The 26,827-nt window shown below is 37.6% G+C and carries 22 protein-coding genes; 17 read left to right on the top strand and 5 right to left on the bottom strand.

Going from position 1 to position 26,827, the window contains the following annotated elements; genetic code table 11:
* Positions 1–15 precede the first annotated feature (15 nt).
* Complete coding sequence (locus TOL5_RS05385; RefSeq protein WP_121773804.1) at positions 16–822, top strand: type 1 glutamine amidotransferase domain-containing protein; 807 nt, start codon at positions 16–18, stop codon at positions 820–822.
* A 605-nt stretch (positions 823–1,427) separates the two neighbouring features.
* Here the strand turns inward: TOL5_RS05385 and TOL5_RS05380 are convergent.
* Complete coding sequence (locus TOL5_RS05380; protein WP_121773803.1) at positions 1,428–2,495, bottom strand: saccharopine dehydrogenase family protein; 1,068 nt, start codon at positions 2,493–2,495, stop codon at positions 1,428–1,430.
* A gap of 1 nt (position 2,496) precedes the next feature.
* A complete protein-coding gene (locus TOL5_RS05375; protein WP_046760518.1) occupies positions 2,497–3,738 on the bottom strand; it encodes an NADH:flavin oxidoreductase/NADH oxidase family protein in 1,242 nt (413 codons plus the stop codon).
* A gap of 318 nt (positions 3,739–4,056) precedes the next feature.
* On the opposite strand from TOL5_RS05375, the gene TOL5_RS05370 reads away from it, so the two are divergent.
* Complete coding sequence (locus tag TOL5_RS05370; RefSeq protein ID WP_121773802.1) at positions 4,057–6,294, top strand: TonB-dependent siderophore receptor; 2,238 nt, start codon at positions 4,057–4,059, stop codon at positions 6,292–6,294.
* Positions 6,295–6,402: 108 nt separating this feature from the next.
* Here TOL5_RS05370 and zigA read toward each other — a convergent pair whose 3' ends face one another.
* Genes zigA through TOL5_RS05355 form a run of 3 tightly spaced genes read right to left on the bottom strand, consistent with a single transcriptional unit; the run spans position 6,403 to position 8,782 of the window.
* The gene (gene zigA, locus TOL5_RS05365) at positions 6,403–7,629 is read right to left on the bottom strand and encodes a zinc metallochaperone GTPase ZigA (RefSeq protein ID WP_121773810.1); all 1,227 of its coding nucleotides are present in this window, start codon (positions 7,627–7,629) and stop codon (positions 6,403–6,405) included.
* An 8-nt stretch (positions 7,630–7,637) separates the two neighbouring features.
* On the bottom strand, positions 7,638–8,042 hold the full coding sequence (locus TOL5_RS05360; RefSeq protein WP_009586718.1) for a hypothetical protein: 405 nt from the start codon (positions 8,040–8,042) through the stop codon (positions 7,638–7,640).
* Between the two features lie 2 nt (positions 8,043–8,044).
* Positions 8,045–8,782, bottom strand: a complete 738-nt coding sequence (locus tag TOL5_RS05355; RefSeq protein WP_121773801.1) for a D-Ala-D-Ala carboxypeptidase family metallohydrolase — start codon at positions 8,780–8,782, stop codon at positions 8,045–8,047.
* A 756-nt stretch (positions 8,783–9,538) separates the two neighbouring features.
* On the opposite strand from TOL5_RS05355, the gene fimA reads away from it, so the two are divergent.
* The 15 genes from fimA (at position 9,539) to TOL5_RS05280 (ending at position 26,289) form a co-directional block, all read left to right on the top strand.
* Positions 9,539–10,096 carry a type 1 fimbrial major subunit FimA gene (gene fimA, locus TOL5_RS05350; RefSeq protein ID WP_058971861.1) on the top strand — a complete coding sequence of 186 codons (558 nt, stop codon included), beginning with the start codon at positions 9,539–9,541 and terminating at the stop codon, positions 10,094–10,096.
* A gap of 54 nt (positions 10,097–10,150) precedes the next feature.
* A complete protein-coding gene (locus tag TOL5_RS05345; protein ID WP_005033145.1) occupies positions 10,151–10,630 on the top strand; it encodes a hypothetical protein in 480 nt (159 codons plus the stop codon).
* A gap of 19 nt (positions 10,631–10,649) precedes the next feature.
* Entirely contained in the window at positions 10,650–11,351 is a 702-nt protein-coding gene (locus tag TOL5_RS05340) for a fimbria/pilus periplasmic chaperone (RefSeq protein ID WP_042088393.1), read from the top strand.
* Positions 11,352–11,355: 4 nt separating this feature from the next.
* A complete protein-coding gene (fimD, locus tag TOL5_RS05335) occupies positions 11,356–13,962 on the top strand; it encodes an outer membrane usher protein FimD (protein ID WP_035301509.1) in 2,607 nt (868 codons plus the stop codon).
* 13 nt (positions 13,963–13,975) lie between these two features.
* Positions 13,976–14,986, top strand: a complete 1,011-nt coding sequence (locus tag TOL5_RS05330) for a fimbrial protein (protein ID WP_221260670.1) — start codon at positions 13,976–13,978, stop codon at positions 14,984–14,986.
* A 9-nt stretch (positions 14,987–14,995) separates the two neighbouring features.
* Positions 14,996–16,171 carry a fimbrial protein gene (locus tag TOL5_RS05325; protein ID WP_316249480.1) on the top strand — a complete coding sequence of 392 codons (1,176 nt, stop codon included), beginning with the start codon at positions 14,996–14,998 and terminating at the stop codon, positions 16,169–16,171.
* A gap of 9 nt (positions 16,172–16,180) precedes the next feature.
* Positions 16,181–16,723 carry a fimbrial protein gene (locus TOL5_RS05320; protein ID WP_042088389.1) on the top strand — a complete coding sequence of 181 codons (543 nt, stop codon included), beginning with the start codon at positions 16,181–16,183 and terminating at the stop codon, positions 16,721–16,723.
* Positions 16,724–17,000: 277 nt separating this feature from the next.
* Positions 17,001–18,023, top strand: a complete 1,023-nt coding sequence (locus TOL5_RS05315) for a helix-turn-helix domain-containing protein (protein ID WP_121773800.1) — start codon at positions 17,001–17,003, stop codon at positions 18,021–18,023.
* A gap of 218 nt (positions 18,024–18,241) precedes the next feature.
* Positions 18,242–19,386, top strand: a protein-coding gene (locus TOL5_RS05310; protein WP_085944219.1) for an IS3 family transposase whose coding sequence is annotated in 2 segments (ribosomal slippage) — positions 18,242–18,506 and positions 18,506–19,386 — 1,146 coding nt in all. Because the reading frame shifts where the segments join, the coding sequence is not laid out codon by codon here.
* Between the two features lie 187 nt (positions 19,387–19,573).
* Positions 19,574–20,050 (top strand): hypothetical protein, encoded by a 477-nt coding sequence (locus TOL5_RS05305; protein ID WP_227543989.1) that lies wholly within the window; start codon positions 19,574–19,576, stop codon positions 20,048–20,050.
* A gap of 19 nt (positions 20,051–20,069) precedes the next feature.
* A complete protein-coding gene (locus tag TOL5_RS05300) occupies positions 20,070–20,774 on the top strand; it encodes a fimbria/pilus periplasmic chaperone (protein WP_009586743.1) in 705 nt (234 codons plus the stop codon).
* A 5-nt stretch (positions 20,775–20,779) separates the two neighbouring features.
* On the top strand, positions 20,780–23,395 hold the full coding sequence (gene fimD / locus TOL5_RS05295) for an outer membrane usher protein FimD (protein WP_121774667.1): 2,616 nt from the start codon (positions 20,780–20,782) through the stop codon (positions 23,393–23,395).
* Positions 23,396–23,406: 11 nt separating this feature from the next.
* Positions 23,407–24,417 (top strand): fimbrial adhesin FimH, encoded by a 1,011-nt coding sequence (locus TOL5_RS05290; protein ID WP_009586693.1) that lies wholly within the window; start codon positions 23,407–23,409, stop codon positions 24,415–24,417.
* Between the two features lie 6 nt (positions 24,418–24,423).
* Complete coding sequence (locus TOL5_RS05285; protein WP_221260669.1) at positions 24,424–24,960, top strand: fimbrial protein; 537 nt, start codon at positions 24,424–24,426, stop codon at positions 24,958–24,960.
* A 270-nt stretch (positions 24,961–25,230) separates the two neighbouring features.
* Positions 25,231–26,289: a helix-turn-helix domain-containing protein gene (locus TOL5_RS05280; RefSeq protein WP_009586707.1), complete on the top strand. Its 1,059-nt coding sequence runs from the start codon at positions 25,231–25,233 to the stop codon at positions 26,287–26,289.
* Positions 26,290–26,827: the final 538 nt, after the last annotated feature.

Genomic DNA, 26,827 nt, shown 5'->3' with positions numbered 1-26,827 from the left:
GATTAGGAACCTGTTATGTTTAAACGTTGGAATCTTCTTTATCGGTGGATGGGCATTTTTATGGTGATATTCGCAAGTGGTCAAAGCACAGCATCTGAATCTACTCAAAAAACAAACCCCGTAAAATCAAGCGGAAAAATTTTGGTGGTTATGACCAATCATGCAACATATCCCTCACGTTCTGATACGACAGGATTATGGCTGACTGAGCTTACTCATTTTTATGATGTTGCTCAAGCAGCAGGATACGACATGGATTTTGTCAGCCCTCAAGGTGGTACTGTTCCACTGGATGAACGGAGTTTAAAATCTATCTACATGGATGCATCAGCTAAAGCACATCTAGCAGACCCAAATTTTGTACAACGGCTGAATACCACACTGGCACCTAATACAATTGATCCAGCACATTATCAAGCCGTTTACTATACTGGTGGGCATGGGACGATGTGGGATTTTCCCAACAATCAAGCCCTACAAAAGATCAGTGAAAAAATTTATCAACAAGGTGGGATTGTTTCAGCAGTATGTCATGGTGTCGGTGGATTATTGCCTTTAAAAAAACAAAATGGACAACCACTGATTGCAGGAAGAACTGTGACCGGTTTTGCCAATATTGAGGAAGTGCTGTCTGGAATTAAATCTCAAGTTCCCTTTTCTCTACAAAACAATTTAATACAACGCGGTGCTCAATATAAACGAGGTTTTTTCCCTTTCACCTCTTATGTGATTTCTGATGATAGGATCATCACGGGACAAAATCCTCAATCCAGTAAAGAAGTTGCTGAGGCTGTGATAAAACGATTAAAAAGTCTAAAGTAATGTGAGTTCGACGTAACCACATCCTTAACTAGAAGAAAAAAATAAATCTCTGCGGAGTCTTACTGAGTTTTCATTCAATTTTAGGATGAGGAGCGGTGCTCCGCAAGCGCAACCATCAATAGCGTTTCATTTCTCTTGATCAATAAAATGAAAGCGATCAATAGATTGTTTGATGATCTAAGGCTTGCACAGCCACGCTTTATTTCTAAAGTTTAAATTGTTTTGCGTAGGCGATGGCTCACTTTTCAGAGATGAAAAGTGACAAAAATCTTTCGTTGAGCGAGGGGTACATCCTATATACCCCCGCTCAACATGGCGACATCCATGTCGCTTCACGATAGCAAGACCATCTATAGATTCAAAAGGGCGAAATAAATGAATCATCCAAATCACTTGTATGAATAATCAGGAGGTTTGGCTGTATCATCTTTCATCAATGATTTTTATCGAACTCAGGTTAAATTAATTTCTTAAAAAAATTGTTCGATGCCATAACAAACCAGATCACTTGATCTGGTTTTTCTTTATTCATACATTTTGAGTCAATTAAGAGTGAATAAGAAGTACAACTCAATCGATATCTCACTTCTCTCAACTTTTGAACATTAGCAAATCACCAATTCGCCTGAACCTTGAAGCTGAGTAACAAGCTGATAACCCATCAATTTGGCAGGCGTATATGTTCCACCATTAACACGCTGATCAAGTAGATAACTCACCACAGCCAATGAACCATTCACCGTTAAACTATAAGCATTTTCAGTTTGGATTCTTGCTGTTTTGGTCTGCCCCTGTGCATTACGTACCTCACCCCAAACATAAGTCGGTATCTTGGCACGTCGTTCTGCATCAGGACCAGTCACTGATTTACCAATCAGTGATTTCATTATCTTCTGTACCCACTGTAACTTAAATACTGGGCGAAGATGATTCAACATTTTTGCACCCCAAATCAGCTTGGATGTTGCAGGTACAAACACTTCAATATTGGGAATTTCTGTGGTGTAAAATGCAGTCGCTACATCTCCCCACGGCACACTCATTGCGCTTTTTTGCCCATGTCCAAAATCAATCTGACGGACATGATGAGCCAGAGGAACATTGATAATTTGACCATTTTTACGGATTTTGCCGCCTTCTGCCATTCCTTCTGTACTGGTTTTTGCAGTTCCAGGTGAAAGTCCTGTTTTTGAATCAAAGCCTAATGCCAGATGTGTCGCATCAGGTAAAGCGTCCTTTAAAGCAGCCGCAATACAATCCGTTGGAATAACATCAAACCCAACTCCAGGACATAGTACAACATTTGCCTTTTGTGCTTGTGTATTCAGTGATTGTGCCCACTCAAAAACGGCAATCTCACCTGTAATATCTAAATAGTGCGCACCTGCGTGAATACAGGCTTGCATCATGGGTTTCGATGTCAAAGAAAAGGGACCAGCACAATGTAGCACTAAATGCAGTCCTCTTAACTGTGCACTGATAAGGTCAATATCATCTAATCCAAAAGCTTGGAACTCCAATGCAAGTTCTTGTGCTAACGCTTCCACCTTGCTTTGATTACGCCCTGCCAATATCGGTCTCAGTCCTTGTCGAACAGCTTCACGGGCAATCAATTCACCAGTATAGCCATTTGCACCATAAATCATCCAATTCAAATCATGATTTTGTCCCATCTTACCCCCTCGCTTTTAAGATATTTGCCATCGCATGCTTATACTGACGAGTACGACGTGCCATCGCAGTTTGTTGTAAAATCAATGCCCATAAGGGGGACACTTGAGGATTGGGCGTTTTACCTAAACTGAGTTTACGTAGCTGAAATTTAACTGTTGCCATATTGGCAAGTGATGCAAGCGTTTTATTCTTCCATGAAATTGCTTTCAAAGTTGGTGTTATATTTTGTCCTTGCTTCCATGCATTCGGTAAGTTTGGATCAATGGCTAAAGCCGTAGCAATTCCAACCATATCGACACCACTCTCTATGACCTGTTCAGCAACTTGTTTACGGCGAATACCACCTGTGACCATCACGGGCATTTTGGCAATCTTGCGAATCTCTTGCGCAAACTCCAAAAAATAAGCTTCACGTGCCAAAGTTCGACCATCTCGCGCTTGTCCTTGCATCGCGGGGGCTTCATAACTGCCACCTGAAAGTTCAACCAAGTCGACCGCCAATTCATTCAACATTTCGACTACAAGTTGAGCATCTTCAGCACTAAAACCTCCACGCTGAAAGTCTGCTGAATTAAGTTTCACTGCCACCGTAAACTGATCTGAGACCACTGCTCGAACTGCTTTGACAATTTCAAGTAAAAGACGTGCACGATTTTCAAGTGAACCGCCCCATTGATCTTGGCGTTTATTACTGAGCGGTGATAAAAACTGGCTCAATAGATAGCCATGCGCTGCATGGATTTCGACTCCCGTAAAACCTGCTTTTTCGCCTAACCGAGCCGTATTTGCGAAACGTTGAATCACTTCATCAATCATCGTTTGAGTCATTTCAATTGGTAAATTAAAACGATCTGACATTTTGCCTAAATCTAATCCAACAGCAGATGGTGCCCAAGTTGCTTGACCCAGATTGGACTGCATTTGACGACCAGGATGGTTGATTTGCAGCCAAACTTGTGCCCCTTGAGAACGCGCTATCTGAGCCCAACGTTTAAAAATGTCCAAGTGTTTATCATCTTCAAGTACCACACCACCAGGTCCAGTCATTGCACGACGATCCACCATGACATTACCGGTAATAATCAGTCCTGCACCACCATCAGCCCAAGCTTGATATAAACGCATCAATGCTTCAGAAGGTGCGTGATTTAAATCTGCCATATTTTCTTCCATCGCAGCTTTCGCTATACGATTGGCAATCTCAGAACCATTTGGAAATATCAATTTTTCGAAGACTTTCATTTTTATCGCCTCATTGGATATAGTTCTACTTTAAGTTTAAAGTTAACTTTAATGTCAATCTTTTTTTTGGAACAATTTTGCTCCCAATCAATTTACTTTCTGATACATTTAATCATTATGAGTTTAATGAAATGAACAATAAATTTTCATGTATTTAATTTTAAAAAAATTACATATAAAATAATATATTACATAAATTTAAATCTTATTTTTTCTTTAAATATCAAAATAATTATTTATAAATTATGACATTTTCGTAGCTTTTTGTAATCTTATTGATAATAATAACGATTCTTATTAGCATAATTTATCACTATTATGGACAAGCAATTTCGACAAACGGCATTAAACATTGCAATCAAGTCATTCTTGATATGTGGTGCAATTTCCCATCCTGCTTTTGCACAAGAACAACCATCCAATACTGATCTGTCTGTTCTCCCAACCATTACCGTCAAAGCAGATACCCAAGATGAAAAAACTGAAGGAAGTGGCAGTTATAAAGCCAATTCATCACGATCATCTTCGAAACTCAAGTTATCTTTAAAAGAAACACCACAATCTGTCAGTGTAGTCACACGTGAACAAATTGAGCAACGTGGTCTCACTATTTTGGATGATGTACTTGCTGCCACTCCCGGTGTAACAGCAACAAAGAATGACAGTGAACGTTCTAACTACTATTCCCGAGGCTTTGCGATCAGCAACCGACAAATTGATGGTATACCTGTAGGTGACAATGCTCCTCGCTTTGACAGTTTCTTCTTTGATCGTATTGAAGTCGTCAAAGGTGCATCAGGTCTAACAGGTTCAACAGGAAGCCCTTCTGCAACCATCAATATGGTTCGTAAACGCCCTGAAAAAGAGTTTAAGGGCAATGTTAGCTCCACCTATGGCTCTTGGGACAACACCCGTGTTGAAGCCGATGTTTCTATTCCACTCACTCAAGATGGCAGTGTTAGAAGCCGATTCATGGCAGCGTATACTGACAAAGAATCCTATATGGATCGTTATAAACTAAAGTCAACAGCCGCGATGGGGATTATCAGTGCAGATTTAACGGCAAACACAACTGCCTCTGTTGGGTTCCAATATCAAGACAATGCCCCTAAAGGCTCAACGTGGGGAACAGTGCCCTATTTCAATGCTGATGGAAGTAAAGCGAATTTTTCGCGAAACTTTAGTTTGGCTGCGGACTGGAGCTCAATTGCCAATACAGATAAAACAGTTTTTGCAGATATAGAACATACTTTTGCCAATGATTGGTTGGTAAAAGCAGCAATTGCCCACAGCACTTCGGATAACAGTTGGATCGTGGCTTATGGTGGGAGTGGTTTTCCAGACCCAAGCACAGGTAAAGGTTTAAGTCTATGGAGTATGGTCAGCCCTTATGCTGAAAGTAAAAAGCTCAATATTGATTTTTATGCGACAGGTCCGTTCCAATTGTTAAACCGCCAACATGATTTAATTATTGGTTATAGTGGATTCAAAAGTGAAAATACTTCGCTAAGTGTTAACAGCAAAATAGCATATCCTGCTGCGATACCAGATTATCGAGAGTGGACAGGAAATATTCCCAAACCGACATATGAAAAAAATGGTGCAGGTAGTACCAATACCACAGAACTTTACGGCGTATATTCAACTTTACGTTTAAATCTGACTGACCCGCTTAAGTTAATTGTAGGCGCACGTTATAGTTCCTATGATTACAAAGTCGATAAATGGGATCCTAACGCTGCTGTTTCTCCTACAAAGCCACGTAATTTTGACCAGCTCATCCCCTATGCAGGGATTCTATATGACCTCAATGATACTTATACTGCTTATACCAGCTATACCAAAGTATTCAATCCCTCCACACGACGAGATCGCTTTGGTGACTATTTAGATCCCGAAATGGGCAGTACCAGTGAGCTTGGTTTAAAAGCGGATTTATTGGACGGTAAGTTATTGACCAGTGCGGCTTTATTTTGGTCAGATGTCAAAGACCTTGCTGTAGAAGATGTTGAATACCGCGAAGGTGTAAAAAACGGCACCATTGCTAAAGTTGATGAGATGGATACTGCCTATATGTCAACGGGCAAAGGGCTTAAAGTCAATGGTTTTGAATTAGAAGCCATTGGTAAATTACAGGAAAACTGGAATCTAAGTTTTGGTTATACTTATGTCAATAGTGTCAGTTCTGCAAATGCTAATGCTTTAAGCAATATTCCTCAAAACCAAGTGAAATTATTTAGCAGTTATACCCTGCCTGAAAGTCTTTGGTCAGGTTCAGAAAAACTGACGATAGGTGGTGGCGTCAACTGGCAAAGTGAAATCTCACAAAGATGGGGAGGAGCACCTGCAAATGCCTACAACGGTGGTGTAGTGACTCAGAAGGCTTATTACTTGGCAAATGCTTTTGCCAGTTATAAATTGAGTGATGAGCTGACTGCAAGTCTAAATATCAATAATTTATTTGATGAAAAATACTACTTAAATGTCGGTTTTTATAACGGCGTTTATTGGGGTGAACCGCGTAATGTTACCCTTACATTAAGAGCAAAGTTTTAATTTAATCTAGGGTTTTCATTGATCAAAAGAATAAAGGAGTGCTTAACTAAAAGCACTCCTTTTAAACCACAATCACAACTAGACACTGACTGAGCTATACATCATGGATTAATGGCTTGTGATAGAATCCGCCCAACCACTAAATGGATTATCAAAAGTTTGCCATTTTTCTGCACCCAATGCCATTTCTGTATCCGTCAACAAACATGCATCCAATTGATTAATTAATTCAGATTGATTCATATCCAGTCCAATTAAAACAATTTCTTGGCGAGCATCACCTGTTTGTTCATCCCAATTTCCCTGAATGACATCCAGACTGTGTTGATCTTCTGGCCAATGTTCATCAGAAACGGCTGCCCACCAATATCCAGCCACCCCATGTCTTGCCAACGCACCCGCTTGTGACCAAGATCCGGCTAATTCAGGATTTGATGCCAACCAAAAGTAACCTTTGGAACGAATGACACCTTGCCATTCAGTTTGAATAAAATCAAAGAACCTTTGCGGATGAAATGGTCGTCTAGCACGATAAACAAAACTTTGAATACCATACTCTTCTGTTTCGGGGGTATGTTCACCGCGCAGTTCTTTAAGCCAACCCGGCGCTTGTGCGGCTTCATAAAAATCAAATAAATGAGTATTCAATATTCGATCCAAATTCACTTGACCAAATTCAGAAACTTCAATTTTTGCTCGGGGGTTCAACGATTGTAAAATTTTAAACAGCTTGTCCTGCTCGGGTGGCTGAATCAAATCAATTTTATTCAGCACAATCACATCACAAAACTCAATTTGATCAATCAATAAATCAACCACATTACGACTATCATGTTCCCCTAATGACTCGCCTCTCGCTTGTAAACTATCCAGAGAGCTATAGTCTTTTAAAAAATTATAGGCATCAACCACAGTCACCATCGTATCAAGACGGGCAAATTCATTCAGTGAAATGCCATTTTCATCTTCAAAAGTAAAGGTTTCTGCAACTGGTAAAGGTTCAGAAATACCTGTAGATTCAATCACCAATTGATCAAAGCGCTGCTCCTCTGCCAAACGTCGGACTTCAACCAATAAGTCTTCTCTTAAGGTACAACAAATACAACCATTACTCATTTCAACCAACTTTTCATCGGTCCGTGAAAGTTCTGCACCGCCCTCTCGAACTAAAGCAGCATCAATATTGACCTCAGACATATCATTGACGATCACTGCAATCTTGCGACCCTCACGATTATTCAAGATATGATTCAGTAAAGTCGTTTTTCCAGCACCTAAGAAACCTGATAAAACAGTGACAGGAAGCTTTTGGGGAGTGGCTAATAAGTTATTCATTGGCATTCTCACTTTAAAATTGTATGGTTTTCATGCGCCGATACACACGCAAAACACTGACCGAGGACTTCTAAATATTCACATTTGGCGTTAAATTTTTTTGCGTTTAAGGATTGTTTGACACATCTGTCAAAATGGGGAATGACAATACTTTGCACCTGTTGACAATGGGTACAGACCGTTAAGATTTGATAAGGCGTTTCCAAATTTGCAACTGTGGCGATATATAGATTTAAACTATTCAGTTTAATAATAAGTTTCTGCTCACACAGTTGTTTAAGTACTCTATAAATCTGCATAGGGGCTTGAAAACCATAAGGCTTGGCTTTTTCCAAAAGTTGATATGCGCTCATTGCCTTATGTTCTGCCTGTAAAATTTGCAAAAGCATTTGCTGCGCCTGAGCTTGTTTCATTTTTATTGATCCTGCTTTTTATGATTGTTTAGAAAAGTATTCATACATGGAGATGAGTGATAACGATGATCTGCTCCCCAAGTGCGATAACCTGCACTATCAATATGGATTTGCCCCGATGGATAGACGCCTAAACCCATATTGAGTTGTTGACCATAGTCATGCCAAAACTTGCAAAGTTTTATTTTTGTGCCTTGAATAACAACCAATTCTTTTTCATCTGGCATTTCAGAACCAATTCGAAAGTCTAAAGCCGCATTAAAAATATGTTTTGAAGCGCTTGCACCATTGGCGCATCGGTTGAGATTTAAATTTCGATAAACTGAAGTCACTGTGAAATCATTCAAAATCTGCTGATCAATCAGCTGGTCCAGAATGTTGAGTGTAGGCACGATATTGCGCCACAACGCTTGAGGAGGAATTTCAAATTCAGTTGCATTGCATCTTTGCCAATCTCTCGCAGTTTGGAAAAACTCAAAATTAGGCACATAAGTATGTATGCCTTGTTGTTTTAAAAATTTTTTATAATGTTCAATCGCTTGTTGGTTAACTGCATCTTGCTCCCACACCAAAAAGGAAGCCGGCACGTTTTTGATAGGCTGTTTATCTACTTGATGATTTGTCCTAACGAGCTTAGATAATGGTGGGTTGGTGGTCATTAACTGTTGTTTTGAGTCTAATCCGGTTTGACTACATGCCGAAACGCATCCAATCAATCCAATAAAGTAGCATCGTTTCATTTCACTGATATCCAAACTCAAAAGACAATGTTCAATCACCAATAATTAATTGTTATGTTATAACATAACAATTAATGAATGCAAATATAGCCACAGCATCAATACACACGCAACTTATATGATCGTTAATTTTTTTTAAACAAATGAGGCATCAAGTCATCCAAAGAATGCGGCTAAAATTATTTTTTTAACGGATTAAAAGTATTTTCATTTAAGCCTTGTAAATATGTATTATTCAAAAACCACAATCTCAAATAAATAAATTTTCAGCCACCAGTTTCTGTTTAAAAAACTACAATAATAAATTTTAATTTAAATTAAAAAATACTAAACAAATGCATGCCTTTTTATAAAATTACAATACCGTAATAAATTAATATTTCAAAACCATTTTAAATATAATATTTTTCACATATAATTTTCATTATCTACATAATATTAAATAATAATTTTAAATTTAAATCATGATTTTAAACATTAAAAATAAACAAAATTAGAGACTTAATTCACAATAATAATAATTAATAAAAATAAAGTCACAAAAATAATAATCGTCGTTAAATACAATCTAATCGCGTTCAAAATACAAAGTTTTCCCTTGCGGTAAATATCAATATGTTCGTGTGTTTATTACATCTGTCACTATTTTTAAAAAACAGTACGAATAAACAGAGTTTATTGATGCCATAACAAATGAAGTCGATAAACAAAAAAGAAAGTGTTGAATATCAATTTTTTTAACGAATAGGTTTTACTATGAAATTTAGTACATTAGGTCTAATCGCAATCTCTACATTCGGTGTTTCTGCATCTGCTTTAGCTGCTCCTGTTGAAGTAAAAGGTGGAACAGTCAACTTTACAGGCGATCTTGTCAATGCTGCATGCGCAGTCAGCACAAGCTCTGCGAATCAAACCGTAACACTCGGTCAAGTTCGTACAGCCAACTTTAAAAATGCGGGTGATAAAACGACTCCAGTACCTTTTGAAATCAAACTTGTCGACTGTGACACTGCAGTTCAAGCAACTGCGGCGGTTGCATTCCAAGGTACCGCTGTAGGCGGCACAGCTGGTGCTGATTTATTGGCAGTGTCTGCTGCTGATGCAAACGGTACAGCTGCAAAAAATGTCGGTATTGAAATTGCGGATCATACTGCAAAAGTACTTGGCTTAACGGGTGCAATTTACTCAACAGCAAAAACACTTACCACTGGTGACAACTCACTTAAGTTCAGCGCGCGTTATGTTTCTACAGCTGCTGCCACTACACCAGGTCAAGCAAATGCAAGCGCAACCTTTACTGTGAAATATGAGTAATTATTCTTTCGAGAATAATTTCTAAGCAATTGACTAAATGAGCTTATTTTACCCATGAAAAAATATATAGCCCTGATTGCTGGGATATTGGTTAGCACTCATATTTATGCTGAAAGTTATGTATTTGGTGGAAAAGCTCAATTTCTGGGGGCTTTGCTCAATCAAAGTTGCTCAATTTCGATTGAGAGTATTGTTGATACTTCGACTAGAGCTCCCCAATCCCCTATTCAAATTAACTTTTCAACCTGTTCTGTTGACTACTATAGCAATCTCATCATCAGTTTATCTGAACCCAATCAGTTAAAAAAAGAGATGTTTACCACCACAGCACAAACAAAAAGTGAGTTTGATAAAGAAATTAATATTCAAAGTGCTGAACATAAACGTTTAGGTGAAAGATTTATCCAACATATTGATCTACCTAAACATTATGACGATGAATCACCAAAAAGTGTACGTGTTTACTTAAATAAGCCTTTTGAAGATTCACCTACTCAAGCACCACATTTTTTAATTTCTATTTTTTATCCATAAGTAAATTCTAAAGGTTTATATGAACTTGAACTTATTTAAACAAGGTCTTCTTGGTATAACCTTAGCCTGTATGACTGCGACAAGTTTTGCAAACACCAATGGTTCTGGTGGTATTTCACTGGGTGCAACCCGTGTGATTTATCCAACCGATGCAAAACAAGTTTCTTTGCCGATCATTAACAGCAATAGCAAAGAGCGCTTCTTGATCAATGCATGGGTAGAAGATTCTTCAGAGAATAAATCTAAAGATTTTCTGATTACGCCACCCTTATTTGTTGCTGAAGCGAACGCTGAAAATACCTTACGTATTATCAATGTGGCACCGAATCTCCCTCAAGATCGTGAATCTGTGTTTTGGATCAATGTCAAAGCGATTCCCTCGATTGATAAGTCAACATTGACCGATAAGAATGTTTTACAGCTTGCGGTTTTATCTCGCATCAAACTTTTTATTCGACCTACAGGTTTAACCACTAAAGCTGAAGACTCATTGAATACACTCAAGTTTTCTAAAACTGCTGACGGTATTACAGTCAATAACCCATCTCCCTACCATGTGTCTTTTGTCAATCTTTATTTAGATGACAAAAAATTACCCAATGTGATGGCCCCTCCATTAACGCAGACAAAAATCGCAGACAGCTCTGGCGGTAGCTTGAGCTATCAAACAGTCAATGATTATGGTGGTTTAACGTCTAAAGTGAATTTAGAACTGAAGTAAGCATATGAATACTCTACATTTAACATCATCCAATACGTTACGTATAAGGAAAATTATTAAGCGATACCCGATGGGTATGGCGATAACGATGCTTATATCCGCAGTGATGGTGAGAGAGAGTCATGCTGAACAAGTGTTTAACCCTGAATTCCTGTCAGATGGGTTGCCTGACACACAAATCTCCGACTTAAGCAGATTTGATAAGTCCACCCATCAGTTACCTGGTGTGTATCGTGTCGATGTATATGTCAATGATCAATATGCATTTACACGTGATATTAATTTTATTGAGAGTGCTGACGCTCAGGACTCTACAGGCTTATTGCCTTGTTTAGACATCAAAACCTTAAAGGGTTTTGGTGTCAATATTGCCCAATATGAAGGCTTTGCAGATACCACTCAACAATGTGTAGATTTCACCTCGATTATTGAAGGTGCAACAACCCAATTCCACTTTGACAAACAAAAACTCAATATTAGTCTGCCACAAATATCGCTCATGAATCAGGTCAGAGGTTATATCTCACCAGATCAATGGGATGAAGGCATCAATGGTTTATTTCTCAATTATAATATCTCAGGTTATAACAACTCTAAAACAGATTCCAATAGCGCATTTTTACGTTTGGACAATGGGCTCAATATTGGCGCATGGCAATTTAGGCACTCTGGAAGTTGGAGTTACAACTCTCACCAAGGCAAATCTTCAAACCAATGGAATGACTTAAACACTTATGCGCAAACCATCGTAGCCCCAATCAAAAGTCAACTCATCATCGGTGATAGTACAACTTCAGGTGAGATTTTTGACGGCTTTGGCTACAGAGGTGTTCATTTGTCTACATCTGATGCCATGTATCCAGATAGCCAACAAGGCTATGCGCCTTCGATCCGTGGTGTTGCGAAAACCAATGCCAAAGTGGTCATTAAGCAAAATGGTTATGTGGTTCATCAAATCAACGTTGCGCCTGGTCCTTTTAAAATTGAAGACATCAATACAGCGTCTTTAAATGGTGACTTGGTCGTGACCATTGAAGAAAATGATGGCTCTCTACAAACCTTTAAAGTGCCGTTCTCAACACTACCTATTTTACAACGTGAAGATCGTACCAAATACAGTATTGCGCTTGGTGAGTATCGAAGTGGATTAAGAAACCAAGACAATCCTTTTATCGCACAAGCAACAGCGATCCATGGATTGAACAGTGGCATGACGGTTTATTCTGGTACTCAGCTTTCCCAAAAATATAAAAGTTTTTTATTGGGTTTAGGTGCAAATCTTGGACACTACGGTGCTTTCTCGTTTGATATTACCCATGCCAACAGTGAGTTAGCAGATAAAAGTTCATCTAGTGGTCAATCATTACGTTTTTTATATTCAAAATCACTACTAAGCTCGGGTACCACTTTTCAGCTTTTAGGCTATCGCTATTCGACCAAAGGTTTCTACACCTTAAATGATGTCACCAATAAAAACATGAGTGGCTACAATACAGGTAAAGATCAAACTGATCTTCCCAATATTGAAGACTACTATAATTTAAATAATGCCAAAAAAGGTCGCTTCCAACTCAATATTTCACACTCATTTGGAGACTACGGTTCTCTATTTATTTCAGGAAACCAACAAACTTACTGGAACACCGATAAAAAAGATGAGTGGTTACAAGCAGGTTACTCTAACTCTTGGAAAACCGTAAACTATTCATTTTCGGTCAGTCGCAATAAATACTCTGCGCGTGACATTACTGACACCATGTATACCATGAACCTTTCTTTTCCTTTAGACAAGGTGTTAGCAAAGGCAAAATTTACTGACAATCCAATCCAGAATAGTTATGCATCGTTTTCAAGTACACAAAACTCGAATGGTGATGAAACCTATATGGCAGGTGTCAGTGGTACTTTGCTGAAAGATCGAAATTTAAGTTATAGCTTTAACCAAGGCAAAGTCAGCCAACAAGGTGACATTGGCTCTTTAAATGTGACCTATAACGGCAGCTACGGTAATGTAGGCGCGGGTTATAGCTATGAAAAAGATTCCAATCAGTTTACCTATAGCGCATCAGGTGGCGTGCTTGCTCATCGTGACGGGATTACCTTTGGTCAACCTTTAGGTTCAAGCTCTATCTTAGTCAAAGCATCTGGGGCAAAAGGCGTCAATATTGAAAATCAAATTGGCGTTAAAACTGACTGGCGTGGTTATGCGATTGTGCCTTATGCCAATGAATATCGCTCTAACCGTGTCGCACTGAACTCAGACAGCTTTAGTAATAATCTGGAAATTCGTAACAACGTTGAACATGTCGTTCCAATTAAAGGCGCCATTGTTCGAGCAACCTTTGATACCAGTATCGGTGTTCGAGCACTGGTGACCTTATCACATGATGGCAAACCTGTACCTTATGCCAGCAGTGTGATCGAAACAGAAAGTTCTACCCGTAGTATGGTTGCTGATGACGGTCGTGTCTACTTAACTGGCTTACCACTTAAAGGCACCTTAGAAGCTTATTGGGGCGGAAACTCCAGTGAAAAATGCAGCACAGCTTATGACATTTCTCAAATGGATTTGACTAAACCTGTTGTTCAATTTGAACTTGAATGTCAATAAGGGGCTGAACAAAATGAAACTTAAATACTTACTACTCTCGCTTCTTATGGTCAGTTCCACCCAATCTTATGCACGACAATGTTGGAATGCCAAAGGTTACAATATAGTCGATAAAGTTAATTATGACTTATCGAGAACCTTTTCTCAGGGTAATAATGCTATAGGGCAAATACATGAGATCACTATAAATCCTAACACGGACATCAAAGCCCAATGCACATCTGCTTCGTATCCTGGGGGGCAAAGTATAACTGTTCGTGCATATATAGCCGAGCAAGGAATTGTTCAAAGAGAAGGTGATTACCAGTATATGCAAATTAATGAATATTTGCTGGCAGCAATGCGAATAAATGATAGTGCGATAGGTGAATTTTATCCTCCTGCGCGCAAATCTATGGGCAGAGATCCCAATGTTGATGACGGTAATCCCTTTCTGGTAAGAGACTCAAATTTAACATTACGCCTTAAAGTAATTAAACCCTTTGTAGGCAATGTATCAATTCCATCAAAAACGATGTTTACTGTTTATGTCACCACATCACATAACGATCCACTCTACTATCCAGTATATACCATTAGCTACAGTGGACGAATTATTGCACCACAGTCTTGTACCATCGATTCAGGCAAGGTTTTAGAAATTAAATTTGGCGATATTCTTGCCTCTGAATTTGCACAAGCAGGTGCAGGCAATAAACCCAATTCTGTCGACCCACAAACTAGAAGTGTCTCAGTTCAATGTTCAAACATGAATGCTGCAGCAACACTCACCTTCCGTATCGAATCAGAAAAGTCTCAAGGCGAGATGTTGGTCTCAAACAATAATGATATCGGTTTTAAAATTTCAAATCTTAATAATAAAGTATTGATTCAAAATAATTTATTAAGCACTTCTGAGTTTCAATTGAATCAAAACCAAAATGCGACCATATCTTTTAAAGCATGGCCAGTCAGTGTAACAGGGAAAAAACCTGCACTTGGTCCTTTTAATTCCAGAGCATTTATCCGAATTGATTTCCCATAGGATTGAAATATGAAAAATCACACGACATACGTGTTCAGTCCAATCAAACCTCGATATTTAACGTATCAAGGGTATTTATATACGCCAGCATTCAGTCCAAAGTTAAATGCTCTAACCCTTTATGCTGCTGAAATATGCTCTCAGATTATTCGCAATTTTTTAAGCCACAAGCTCTACACGATGAAATTCAAATATTTATTACTCTCACTCCTGTTCATTAGTTCAACTCAATCCTTTGCACGACAATGCTGGAATGCAAAAGGAAAGAATTTTGTTGATTCAGTTAATTACAATTTATCGGATACATTTACTTCGAGTAATAATGCCGCAGGACAAATAAAAGATTTGATCAGGAATTTTTCCGAAACACTTGAAGCCCGATGCGATCCATCAAGTACATCGTATAATTTTACTAATCGTGCTTATGTAACCAATGAGCCAATCGTTGAAAAAATTGGTGCTTATCAATTTATACGAATCAATGAATATTTGTTGGGTGCAATGCAAATTAATGATAGTGCTATTGGTACATTTCATCCTCCAGCTCGAATAAATATGGGTAGTCATCCTAACGTAAGTACGGGAGGGTCTTTTCCTGTAAATGACTCAAACTTACGCTTTCGCCTGAAAGTGGTTAAACCCTTTGTAGGCAGTGTATCCATTCCATCAAAAACCATGTTTACCGTTTATGTGACCACTAACCCTACTGATCCACTCTCTTACCCCGTATATACCATCAGTTATACTGGACGAATTATTGCACCACAGTCTTGTAGCATTGATTCTGGAACAGTTTTAGATATTAAATTTGGTGACATTCTTGCCTCTGAATTTAACCAAGCAGGCGCAGGCAATAAACCCGCTTCTATCGATCCACAAACCAGAAGTGTCTCCGTACAGTGTTCCAACATGAATGCTGCGGCAACACTGACTTTCCGTATTGAATCTGAAAAATCTCAAGGGGACATGTTGGTCTCTAACAATGATGATGTCGGCTTTAAAATTTCAGACCTCAATGGCAAAACTTTGATTCCAAACAATTTATCCAGTTTTTCTGAATTTCTGTTGAATCAAAACCAAAACGCGACCATATCTTTCAAAGCTTGGCCAGTCAGTATTACAGGAAATAAACCAGCACTTGGACCTTTTAATTCCAGAGCATATATACGGATTGACTTTCCCTAGGAGAATAAGATGCAAAATCTAAGTAAATATATCATATCTGTAATGAGCGTCTTTTATTTAAGTTACTCCTTAACAGCAAATGCAAATAATATAAAATTAGATGCAATTAATCTTAACCTTTCAGGTACTGTTACAGAAAAGACCTGTGGCGTGTTAAGTACTGCACAAGATAAAAAAATAGAACTCGGAACCATCAGACTGGGCAAAGGAATGTATAAAGATGATCGTTCCCCACGCGTTCAGATTCCTTTTGATGTCAGTAGCTGCCCCGCAAATGGTCTTGTCACTATCACCTTTACAGGAACCAATGATACTGTCGATACTCAGTTACTTGCCATAGATAATGTGCCGAAAAAAGCCAAAAATGTTGCCATTGAAATTAGCGACAAAGATAAGAATAGGGTGGTATTGGGGACAAAAAGTAAGCCAATCACAGCCGATGCCAATGGAAATGCATCATTGATGTTTTATGCCAATTATATTGTGACTAAGGACACAGCAGAGCCTGGTATTGGCAATGCAAAAATGCAATTTTCTATTCAATATGAATGAGAAAACATCATGCTTAAATTTTACCAACAGGTATATAATTACCACCCTTCAATTTTAGGAGCATGTATATGATTTAGAGCAAAAGAATATGCAGTTTTAAGTCTTAACAATATTTCAATTTTTGGTAAATCAGGTTGATTTTATCAATAGTACGGTTTGTCAATTTTTTAGGCAACCAAATCAGTTTACCTAAATTTGATGGGTGAAGTTCCCTTACAAATTTTTCAGCATATTAAGCCCAATTTACGATCAAGTCAATTGGAAACTTGGAGAAATTATGAAGTCTTTTTTAAAAATTAAAAGCGTTCGTAATAGTTTAACACTTTTATTAGATGATTTTTGTAAAAAACATGGCTTAGATTCACCTAAAAGCTATAACAGCACATTTAATGACCATATTCCTTTTGGAGAATGGCTCAATAAAATCAAAGACATCAATGAACAATATCCCAAAGAAGGCTTAGGCTTAGAGATTGGTGCTTTGGTTCAGGCTAACCATATTGGCATTGTGGCATATATTGCCCAGTCATGTGACACCTTCGCTGACTATATCGAAATACTTTCGAAGTATGAACGCTTATGGTTTAATTACATCCCTAAAAAAATTGATTTTGATGAAGATTTTTTTTCAATCTCTTGGGAAAAACCAGCATATGTAAAAGCGGGTTTATATATTAAAGAAACGTCAATTGTTGAAGAGATGCAAGTCTCTATTATCTATCATCACTTACAACAATTGATGGATTCTGCTGAAAATGCTTTTCACCGTCTTGATTTGGCAATTCCAGAGCCAGAGAATATTGAAAAATATACCCAACTTTTTAACTGCCCTGTTTACTTTAATACAGAACAAACCAAAATCGTTTTTTCAAATACGCTATTAAAGGCTAAACTCAAATGCTATGACCCGACATTATTTGAAATTTTGTCAGATCATGCCAATATTCTACTGAAACAGATGCCTAAACAAGATTCATTGATTGAATTGGTAAATTTAAGTGTGATCCAAGCACTTGAGCATAACAATGTTCAGATTAATTTTGTTGCGCGATCATTAAATCTTAGCCCAAGGATGTTACAACGAGATTTAAGAGACAGAGGTTCATCTTTTAAATTAATCCTTGCCAATGCACGCAAAAATTTGGCAAAAAAGCATTTAAAAAACGAGAAGTTAGCGATCACTGAAATTGCATTTTTATTAGCATATAAAGATCAAACCTCATTCAATCGTGCTTTTCGTGGATGGACAGGATTTTCTCCTTCTGAGTGGAGAAAGCAATATCTTGATAAACGTATGTAGCCTATAGAAATTTAAAAGGAAAATATGTTAGTTACTGCGAAATGCTTGTCGTGGTTGATACTCATTTTTCGATTGAAGCAAACTTAAACACATATTTTACTCAAAATTAGATTTCACTTTAATCTCCAAGACTCCTTCAAAGAGAGGTGGATCAGGAAATTTGAACAACACTTATAAGTGATATTTTGCTCCCCAAATGATGTTATAAACATCAATATATGGAGTATTTTATGGCACGTAGACCAAGAAGAAATCATTCAAATGATTTTAAAGCTAAGGTAGCACTTGCTGCGATTAAAGCAGAAAAAACACTTGCTGAATTGAGTGCTGAATTTGATGTTCATCAAAACCAAATTATCGACTGGAAAAATCAACTGATTTCAGCTTCCTCGCAAGCTTTCGATCAATCAAAAGCTCCAACAGAACCACCCATCGATCTAAAAAAACTACATGCAAAAATCGGTGAGCAGGCATTAGAAATTGATTTTTTAGAAGGTGTGTTGAAGAAACTGGGCCGCTTCAACCACAAAAGTTAATCGATGACTCACTTCAGATTTCAGTATCTAAGCAAGCTCAGCTGCTGAAAGTCTCCCGTGGTTGTTATTACTATCGCCCAAAACCTGTGAGTGCATCAGATCTGAAGCTGATGCGGTGTATGGATGAGTTACATATGCAATACCCTTTTGCAGGTAGCCGTATGATGCGTGATTTGTTGAATCGTCAAGGACATCATATAGGACGACGTCATACACGTACTTTAATGAAGAAAATGGGCATTAATGCGTTATATTGCAAACCAAATTTAAGCCAGGCTAATCAAGCTCACCGCAAATATCCATATCTGCTCAAAGGATTGGCTATTCAGCGCAGTAATCAAGTGTGGTCTACGGATATAACGTATATCCCTATGGCAAAAGGCTTTGTTTATTTATGTGCTGTGATTGATTGGCATAGCCGCAAGGTACTTGCGCATAGAGTATCGATTAGTATGGAGGTTACATTTTGCATAGAAACATTAAATGAAGCTATTGAAAAATATGGTCGACCTGAAATATTTAATACAGACCAAGGCAGTCAGTTTACCAGTGATGCATTTATTGATGTATTGAAATCAAATGACATCCAAATCAGCATGGATGGTAAAGGTCGATGGGTTGATAATGTGATGGTTGAACGATTATGGCGGAGCGTTAAATATGAAGAGGTGTATCTCAAAGCCTACAGCAATGTTTTGGATGCGAAGAAGCAATTAAACGCATATTTTGAATTTTATAATTTGAAACGACCTCATTCGAGTCTGGACAAAATGACTCCAGATGAGTTTTACTATGACCAGCTACCACAACAAAATAAGGTAGCTTAACTAGAGCAGAGTATCACTTATAAATAAGCTTTTAGTTGTTCAAACATGTGGGACCACCTCTATCTACACCTGGTCAAGCCAATGCTGATGCAACATTTGTTGTGAAATATGAATAATTCTTTGCTCAAAAAATTAATTATTTTCCAAAAGTAATTATGACGTAGTAAACACAATGGGCTTATTCATCATGAAAAAATATATAACGTTGTTCGCTGGAATATTGGTCTGCTCTCATATTCATGCTGATAGTTATGTATTTGGTGGGCGAGCTCATTTTCGTGGAGTTTTAGTTCATGAAAGTTGCGCTGTTTCTGTAGAAAAAGCCAGAGTGACAACTGAAACTCCGTACTTACCTGTTCAAATTCATTTTTCGTTATGCCCTATGAGCATCTACGATAATCTTGCGATCGGTTTATCTGAAGCCAATAAGCATACACATGAGATTTTCTTTACCACGCCTCAAGCAAAAAATGATTTTGATAAAGAAATTAATATTCAGGGCGATGAATATATCAGCTTAGGGCAGCGACTTATCCAATCTGTGGCGTTACCTAAAAATGATAAAAACATTAGGGAAAAGAGTGTAAATGTTTTTCTTAATCAATCAATTGAAGAACCTTTCACACCCTCACAGCATGTTTTAATTTCTGTTTTTTATCCATAAATAAATTCTAAGGGTTTATATGAACTTCAACTTATTAAAAAAGGGTATTTTGAATATAACCTTAGCCTGCTTGTCTTCCACAGGTTTTGCCAACACTGACGGTTTAGGCGGAATATCTCTAGGTTCTACTCGTGTCATTTACCCAATCGATGCAAAACAAGTTTCACTTCCTATTATTAATAGCAATAACAAAGAACGCTTTTTAATTAATGCATGGGTTGAAGATCATCGTGATAACAAAACTAAGGATTTCTTAATTACTCCACCTTTGTTTGTTGCTGAAGCAAAGACTGAAAATACACTGAGAATCATCAATGTAGCGACATCTGAATTCGCTCAAGATCGCGAGTCTGTGTTTTGGATCAATGTCAAAGCAATTCCCTCGATTGATAAGTCCACATTAGCAGATAAAAATATTTTACAACTTGCTGTGTTATCTCGAATTAAGCTTTTTGTTCGCCCGACAAATTTAAAAACAAAACCAGAAGCCAGTTTGGAAACACTCAAGTTTTCAAAGACGGCTGAAAATATAATGGTCAATAATCCGTCTCCCTACCATGTCTCTTTTGTCAACCTTTATCTAGATGGTGTGAAACAGCCAAATGTTATGGCATCACCCTTCACCGAAACAAAAATTTCAAATGCATCAGGACGCAACTTAAGTTATCAAACAGTCAATGATTATGGTGGCTTGACACCTAAAGTTGATTTAGAGCTGAAGTAATCGTTATGAATAGTTTATTTTCAATACCATACAACACTGTATGTATGAGGAAAAATATTCCGCTTTCACCCTTTGGGATTGCAATGACTTTACTCATTTCAATCTTCACTATACGGGTCAGTCATGCTGAGCAAGTATTTAACCCTGCTTTCTTGGCAGACAACTTATCCAATACTCAAATTTCTGATTTAACCAGATTTGAAAAATCTACACATCAATTACCAGGTCTTTATCGGGTCGACGTATATGTCAATGATCAATATATGTTTACTCGTGATATTAACTTTATTGAAAAGCAAGACACTCAGGACACTACAGGTTTATTTCCTTGTTTAGACACGAAAACTTTACAAGGTTTTGGCGTAAATATTGGTCAATATGAACAATTGTCTACACATAAACAGTGTGCTGATTTTAGTACGATCATTGACGGTGCAAACAGCCAATTTCAGTTTGATAAACAAAAATTAATGATTAGCTTGCCTCAAGCGGCATTACTTAACCAAATACGTGGTTATATTCCTCCAGATCAATGGGATGAAGGGATCAATAGCCTATTCACGAATTATAGTCTTTCTGGTTATGACAACTCAAAAACGGATACAAACAGTTTATTTTTACGATTAGACAGCGGTATAAATCTTGGGTCATGGCAATTGAGGCACTCTAGTAGCTGGAACTATAATCGTTATGCAGATAAAACATATAATCAGTGGAATAATTTAAACACCTATCTACAAAAAACAATTATTCCATTAAAAAGCCAATTAATTATTGGAGATGGTTCAACCAATGGTGAGATTTTTGACAGCTTTGGTTATCGAGGTGTGCATTTATCAACCTCGAGTGCGATGTATCCAGACAGTCAACAAGGCTATGCACCCACGATACGCGGTGTGGCTAAAACCAATGCTAAGGTTGTCATTAAACAAAATGGTTATGTAATCCATCAAATTAATGTAGCACCCGGACCCTTTCATATCCAAGATTTGAATCCCACTTCCATGAGTGGGGATCTTTTGGTGACTATTGAAGAAAATGATGGTTCAGTACAAAGCTTTGTCGTGCCCTATTCTACGCTCCCAGTCCTGCAACGTGAGGGTCGAACCAAATACAGTATTGTTTTTGGAGAATATCGCAGTGGTAGAGATTCTCAGGATAATCCTTCAGTTGTACAAGCCACGGCAATCCACGGGCTGAAGAATGGGATCTCTGTATATGCTGGAACCCAGTTTTCTCAAAAATATAAAAGTGCGCTGGTTGGCTTAGGGGCAAACCTTGGAAAGTACGGTGCATTATCTTTTGATCTCACGCATGCCAACAGTGAGTTAGCCGATCAGTCTACGCATAGTGGTCAATCATTGCGCTTTTTATATTCAAAATCGCTTTTAAGTTCAGGTACAACTTTTCAACTTCTTGGTTATCGCTATTCAACCAAGGGCTTTTATACCCTGAATGACGTTAGCTATAACAATATGAGTGGTTATGAACTTTCTGAAACTCATGATGGCAATCAATCCAATACACCGATCATTACTGACTACTACAACTTATATAACGCAAAAAAAGGACGTCTAGAAGTCAATATCTCTCATTCACTCGGAAAATATGGATCGTTATTTGTCTCAGGAAATCAACAAACCTATTGGGATACCGACAAGAAAAACGAATGGGCTCAAGCTGGCTATGCAAACTCATGGAAAGGATTGAATTATTCATTTTCAATCAGTCGCAACAAATATTCAGAAATCAATCAAACTGACACCATGTATGCCATGAATATTTCCTTCCCTCTGGACAAATTATGGCCTAAAGCAAACTTCCAAAATAGCCCTCTGAATAATGCCTATAGTACTTTTTCAACCACTCAAAACTCGAATGGTCATGAATCTTACTTGACGGGTTTAAGTGGAACGTTACTCAAAGACCGAAATTTAAGTTATAGCATCAACCAAGGTCATGTCAGTAACCAAGGCAGTATCGGTTCAGTCAGTTTAAATTATGAGGGTCGTTACGGCAGCATTGGTGCTGGTTATAGCTATGATCAAAACTCAAATCAATTTACCTATAACGCTTCAGGTGGTGTACTTGCCCATCGTGATGGTATTACTTTTGGTCAACCCTTGGGTGCTACCTCAATTTTGGTCAAAGCGCCGGGCGCCAAAGGGGTCAACATTGAAAATTATATTGGTGTGAAAACAGATTGGCGTGGCTATGCGATTGTTCCTTATGCCACTGAATACCGTGCCAATCGTGTTGCACTCAACTCAAATAGCTTCAGCAATAATCTTGAAATCAGTAATAACGTCGAAAATGTAGTACCCATTCAAGGTGCTATTGTCCGAGCAAACTTTAATACCAGCATCGGGATCCGAGCCCTCATTAGCTTAACCCACAACGGTAAATTTTTGCCTTACGCAAGTAATGTATCTGAAATAGAAAGTTCAGCCCGAAGTATGGTCGCAGATGATGGTCGAGTCTATTTAACTGGGCTGCCACTCAAAGGCACGTTAGAAGCAAATTGGAATGAAACTGATGGAGGAAAATGTTTGGCTAATTACGATATTTCAGAAATGGACTTAACCAAACCCGTCATTCAATTTGACCTTGAATGTAAATAAGGAGAGTGTCTATGAAAGTTAAGCTTTTAATCTCTTCCATATTATTACTTGGTTCTACCCAGTGTTTTGCAATTTCATGCTGGAATAGTAAAGGGCAAGGCGTTGTGGATGAAGTTTTCTATGATCTTTCCAATAGTTTCAGTAGTTCCAATAATGCTGTTGGACAAATTGTAGAAATCAGAAAAAACTTCTCGGCACAAGTATATGCAGTATGTGAACCCCACAGTTCAGGCATCAGCGGTAATAGAACCAAACGTAGCTATGTTACTGATTTGCCAGTTGTTGAAACAATAGGTCGTTATCAATATTTGCCCATTAATGACTATTTGCTGGGCGCAATGAAAATTACCGACAGTTATGCAGGTGATTTTTATCCGCCTGCTAATTATGTACAGATGGGCTATGACGCCAATGTCAGTGCAGGCAGACCTTTTGGCGTCAGGGATTCAAACTTTACCTTTAGGCTTAAAGTGATCAAACCCTTTATTGACTTTGTCCCTATTCCCAAAAAGACCATGTTTACCGTGTATGTCTCTATAGGCTCAGGCGACCCATTAATTTTCCCTGTTTACACAGTGAGTTATAGTGGTTCTGTCAATGTGCCTCAAAGCTGTAAAATTGGAACAAATGATATTGTAGAAATTCCTTTTGGCGATATTCCGGCATATGCATTTAGTAATGCAGGTCCTGGAAATAAACCAAGCAATGTCAATGTACAAACGCGAACATTGGGAATCCAATGTACCAATATCAATGCGCAAGCTATGCTGACACTGCGAATTGAAGCAGAAAGAGCAAACGGAAATATGATTATTTCTGATAATCCAGATATTGGATTTCAGATGTCAGATCAAAACAATAACATTTTGATTCCCAATAATATAAACAGTGTCATTCCTTTCAATCTGCAGCAACAACCCGCCAATGTGACCATTAAAGCTTGGCCAATCAGTATAACGGGCAACACACCTAAAGTTGGTCCCTTTAAATCGAGGGGCTATCTCCGAGTTGATTTTGAGTAAAGAAAAATGAAACAGATAACAACGATGATCGTGATTTTTTGTTGCAGCATTTATCAACATGCGAATGCTCAAGATTCTAATGTTGAGTTAGGACGTGTAAACATTGAATTCTATGGAAATGTCACCACTGTAACTTGCGGTGTTTTAAGCTCTGAGCAAGATAAATATATTCGTCTCGGAACAATTGCTACCAAAGATTTACCATCCGTTGGCAGTCAATCCAAAGCAACTCCGATTCCTTTTGAAATGAGTAATTGCCCTGCTAACGGTACAGTGACGATTACTTTTGAGGGCGTACGTGATAGCGACAATGCAGAGCTTCTCGCCATCGATGATTTGGTCAATAAAGCTGAGAATATTGCGATAGAAATTAGGGATCAAGACAAGAAACGCTTAGCTTTGGGCAAAAAAAGTGAAGATTTCGTGGTGGACAGTAATGGTCGTGTTTCTGCGCTATTTTATGCCAATTATATCGTGACCAAAGCGCAAGCAAAGGCAGGGCTAGCCAATGCAAATGCTCAATTTTCTATAGAGTATCAATGAGAAAACATCATGATTAATGAATGGAATTAATATTATAGTAAATAAGTGATAATTTTGAATAAATTAAGTTAAAACAAAAGCTTAGAATTTATTCTAAATTTAAAACTTAACGCACAACACGCTAAACGGACTGATTTTGTTCAGAAAACGATGTGTCATTTTATTGATATGAAACCGTTTTGCTCGCAAAAAAAATGAAAGATGAAATATACCTCTATTGATCCTAAATCAAATTAACAGTCGTGTCAAAGTAAAATACTTGGAGGAGTGATGAAATCATTTTTAAAAACCAAAAGTGTCACAACAAGTTTGACGGTCTTATTAGATGAATTTTGCAAAAAAAATCATCTAATATTCCCCAAAAAAACTCAAAGCAGCTTAAATGGTCACATTACTTTTGGTGAGTGGTTAAAAAAAATTAAAGTCATTGATAAACAGTATCCTTATGATGGTTTAGGGCTAGATATTGCTGCCCTATTTCAGCCTAATCATATCGGTGTGGTTGCTTATATTGCACAATCTTGCAATACATTATCGGATTACATCAAAATTTTACCCAAATACGAAAAACTTTGGTTCAATTATCTTCCCAAAAAAATTCGTGTTGAACCAAATACTTTCTCAATATCATGGGACCAACCCGCCTACTTACAAGCAGGCATCTATATCCAAGAAAGCAAGATCATTGAAGAAATGCATGTGGCGATCATTTACCAACAGTTCAAACAGCTTTTGGGGGGTGAAGAAAATATTTTTCTTGGTTTAGAGCTAGCAATACCCGAGCCAAAAGATTTGGAAAAATATATGCGATATTTTAATTGCCCGATCCAATTTAATACTGAACAAACTAAAATTATTTTGCCCAGTTCACTCTTACATATCCCGTTTAAAAGTCATGACCCGAATCTTTTGACAATTCTGACCAACCATGCCAATGCATTACTCAAAAAAATGCCGAAACAAGATTCATTAAGAGAACTTGTCAATCTAAGTATTCTACGGGCTTTAGAAAGTAATGATGTTAAAATTCAAACCATTGCCAGGTCTTTAAACACCTCACCTAGATTATTGCAAATTGATTTAAAAAAGAATGGATTATCCTTTAGGAATATCTTAAACAGTATCCGTCAAAGTTTGGCAAAGAAATATTTGAGAAATTGCAGTTTACTGATTGTCGACATCGCATTTTTACTTGGCTACAAGGACCAAACCTCTTTTAATCGTGCTTTTAAAGCATGGACTGGTATATCACCTTCAGAATGGAGAAAAAGACATATGGACAAAAATATCAACACTATCAATCCTAAACTCTGTTCTTATATGGAATGATCAAAATATATGATTTAGACCTAGTTTAATTTAATCTTGAAAGCGCTTTCACTAGATCAAATATCAACTTCGCAACGCCTAAATATCTTGAATCATCATCAATACAAAAAGTGTATGAGGCAATTTTTCATACAAGACGATGAGACTAACTATGTTTGTTTAAAAACATAATTTTCCGCCAAGTATTATATTTTCTTAATAATACTAGGAAGCATTATGCTTATTGTTTGGATCTATCTTTGTCCTTATTGTCAAACTACCTGATGATTCATACAAGTGATTTGATTTCAATTATTTCTATTCGGTGAACTTTATACTTTTATACAAATTCTAAGCAGACTTGATGATTCATTTATTTTTCACTTTTGAATCATTGCTGATTTTTCTATTGTGAGGCGACATTCATGTCGCCATGTTGCGTAAGTATAGGATATGCCCCTCGCTCAGCAAAAGTTTTTTATCAGCTTTTCATCTCTGAAAATTTGTGTGTTCTTTAATCAATTGACTATATTCCATAAAATCAACCTCATATTTCTCT

It is taken from the genome of Acinetobacter sp. Tol 5, assembly GCF_019702905.1.
Lineage (GTDB): Bacteria > Pseudomonadota > Gammaproteobacteria > Pseudomonadales > Moraxellaceae > Acinetobacter > Acinetobacter bereziniae.
Note: the sequence above shows the minus strand (reverse complement) of the source record. Positions and strands in the feature narration are given on the sequence as shown.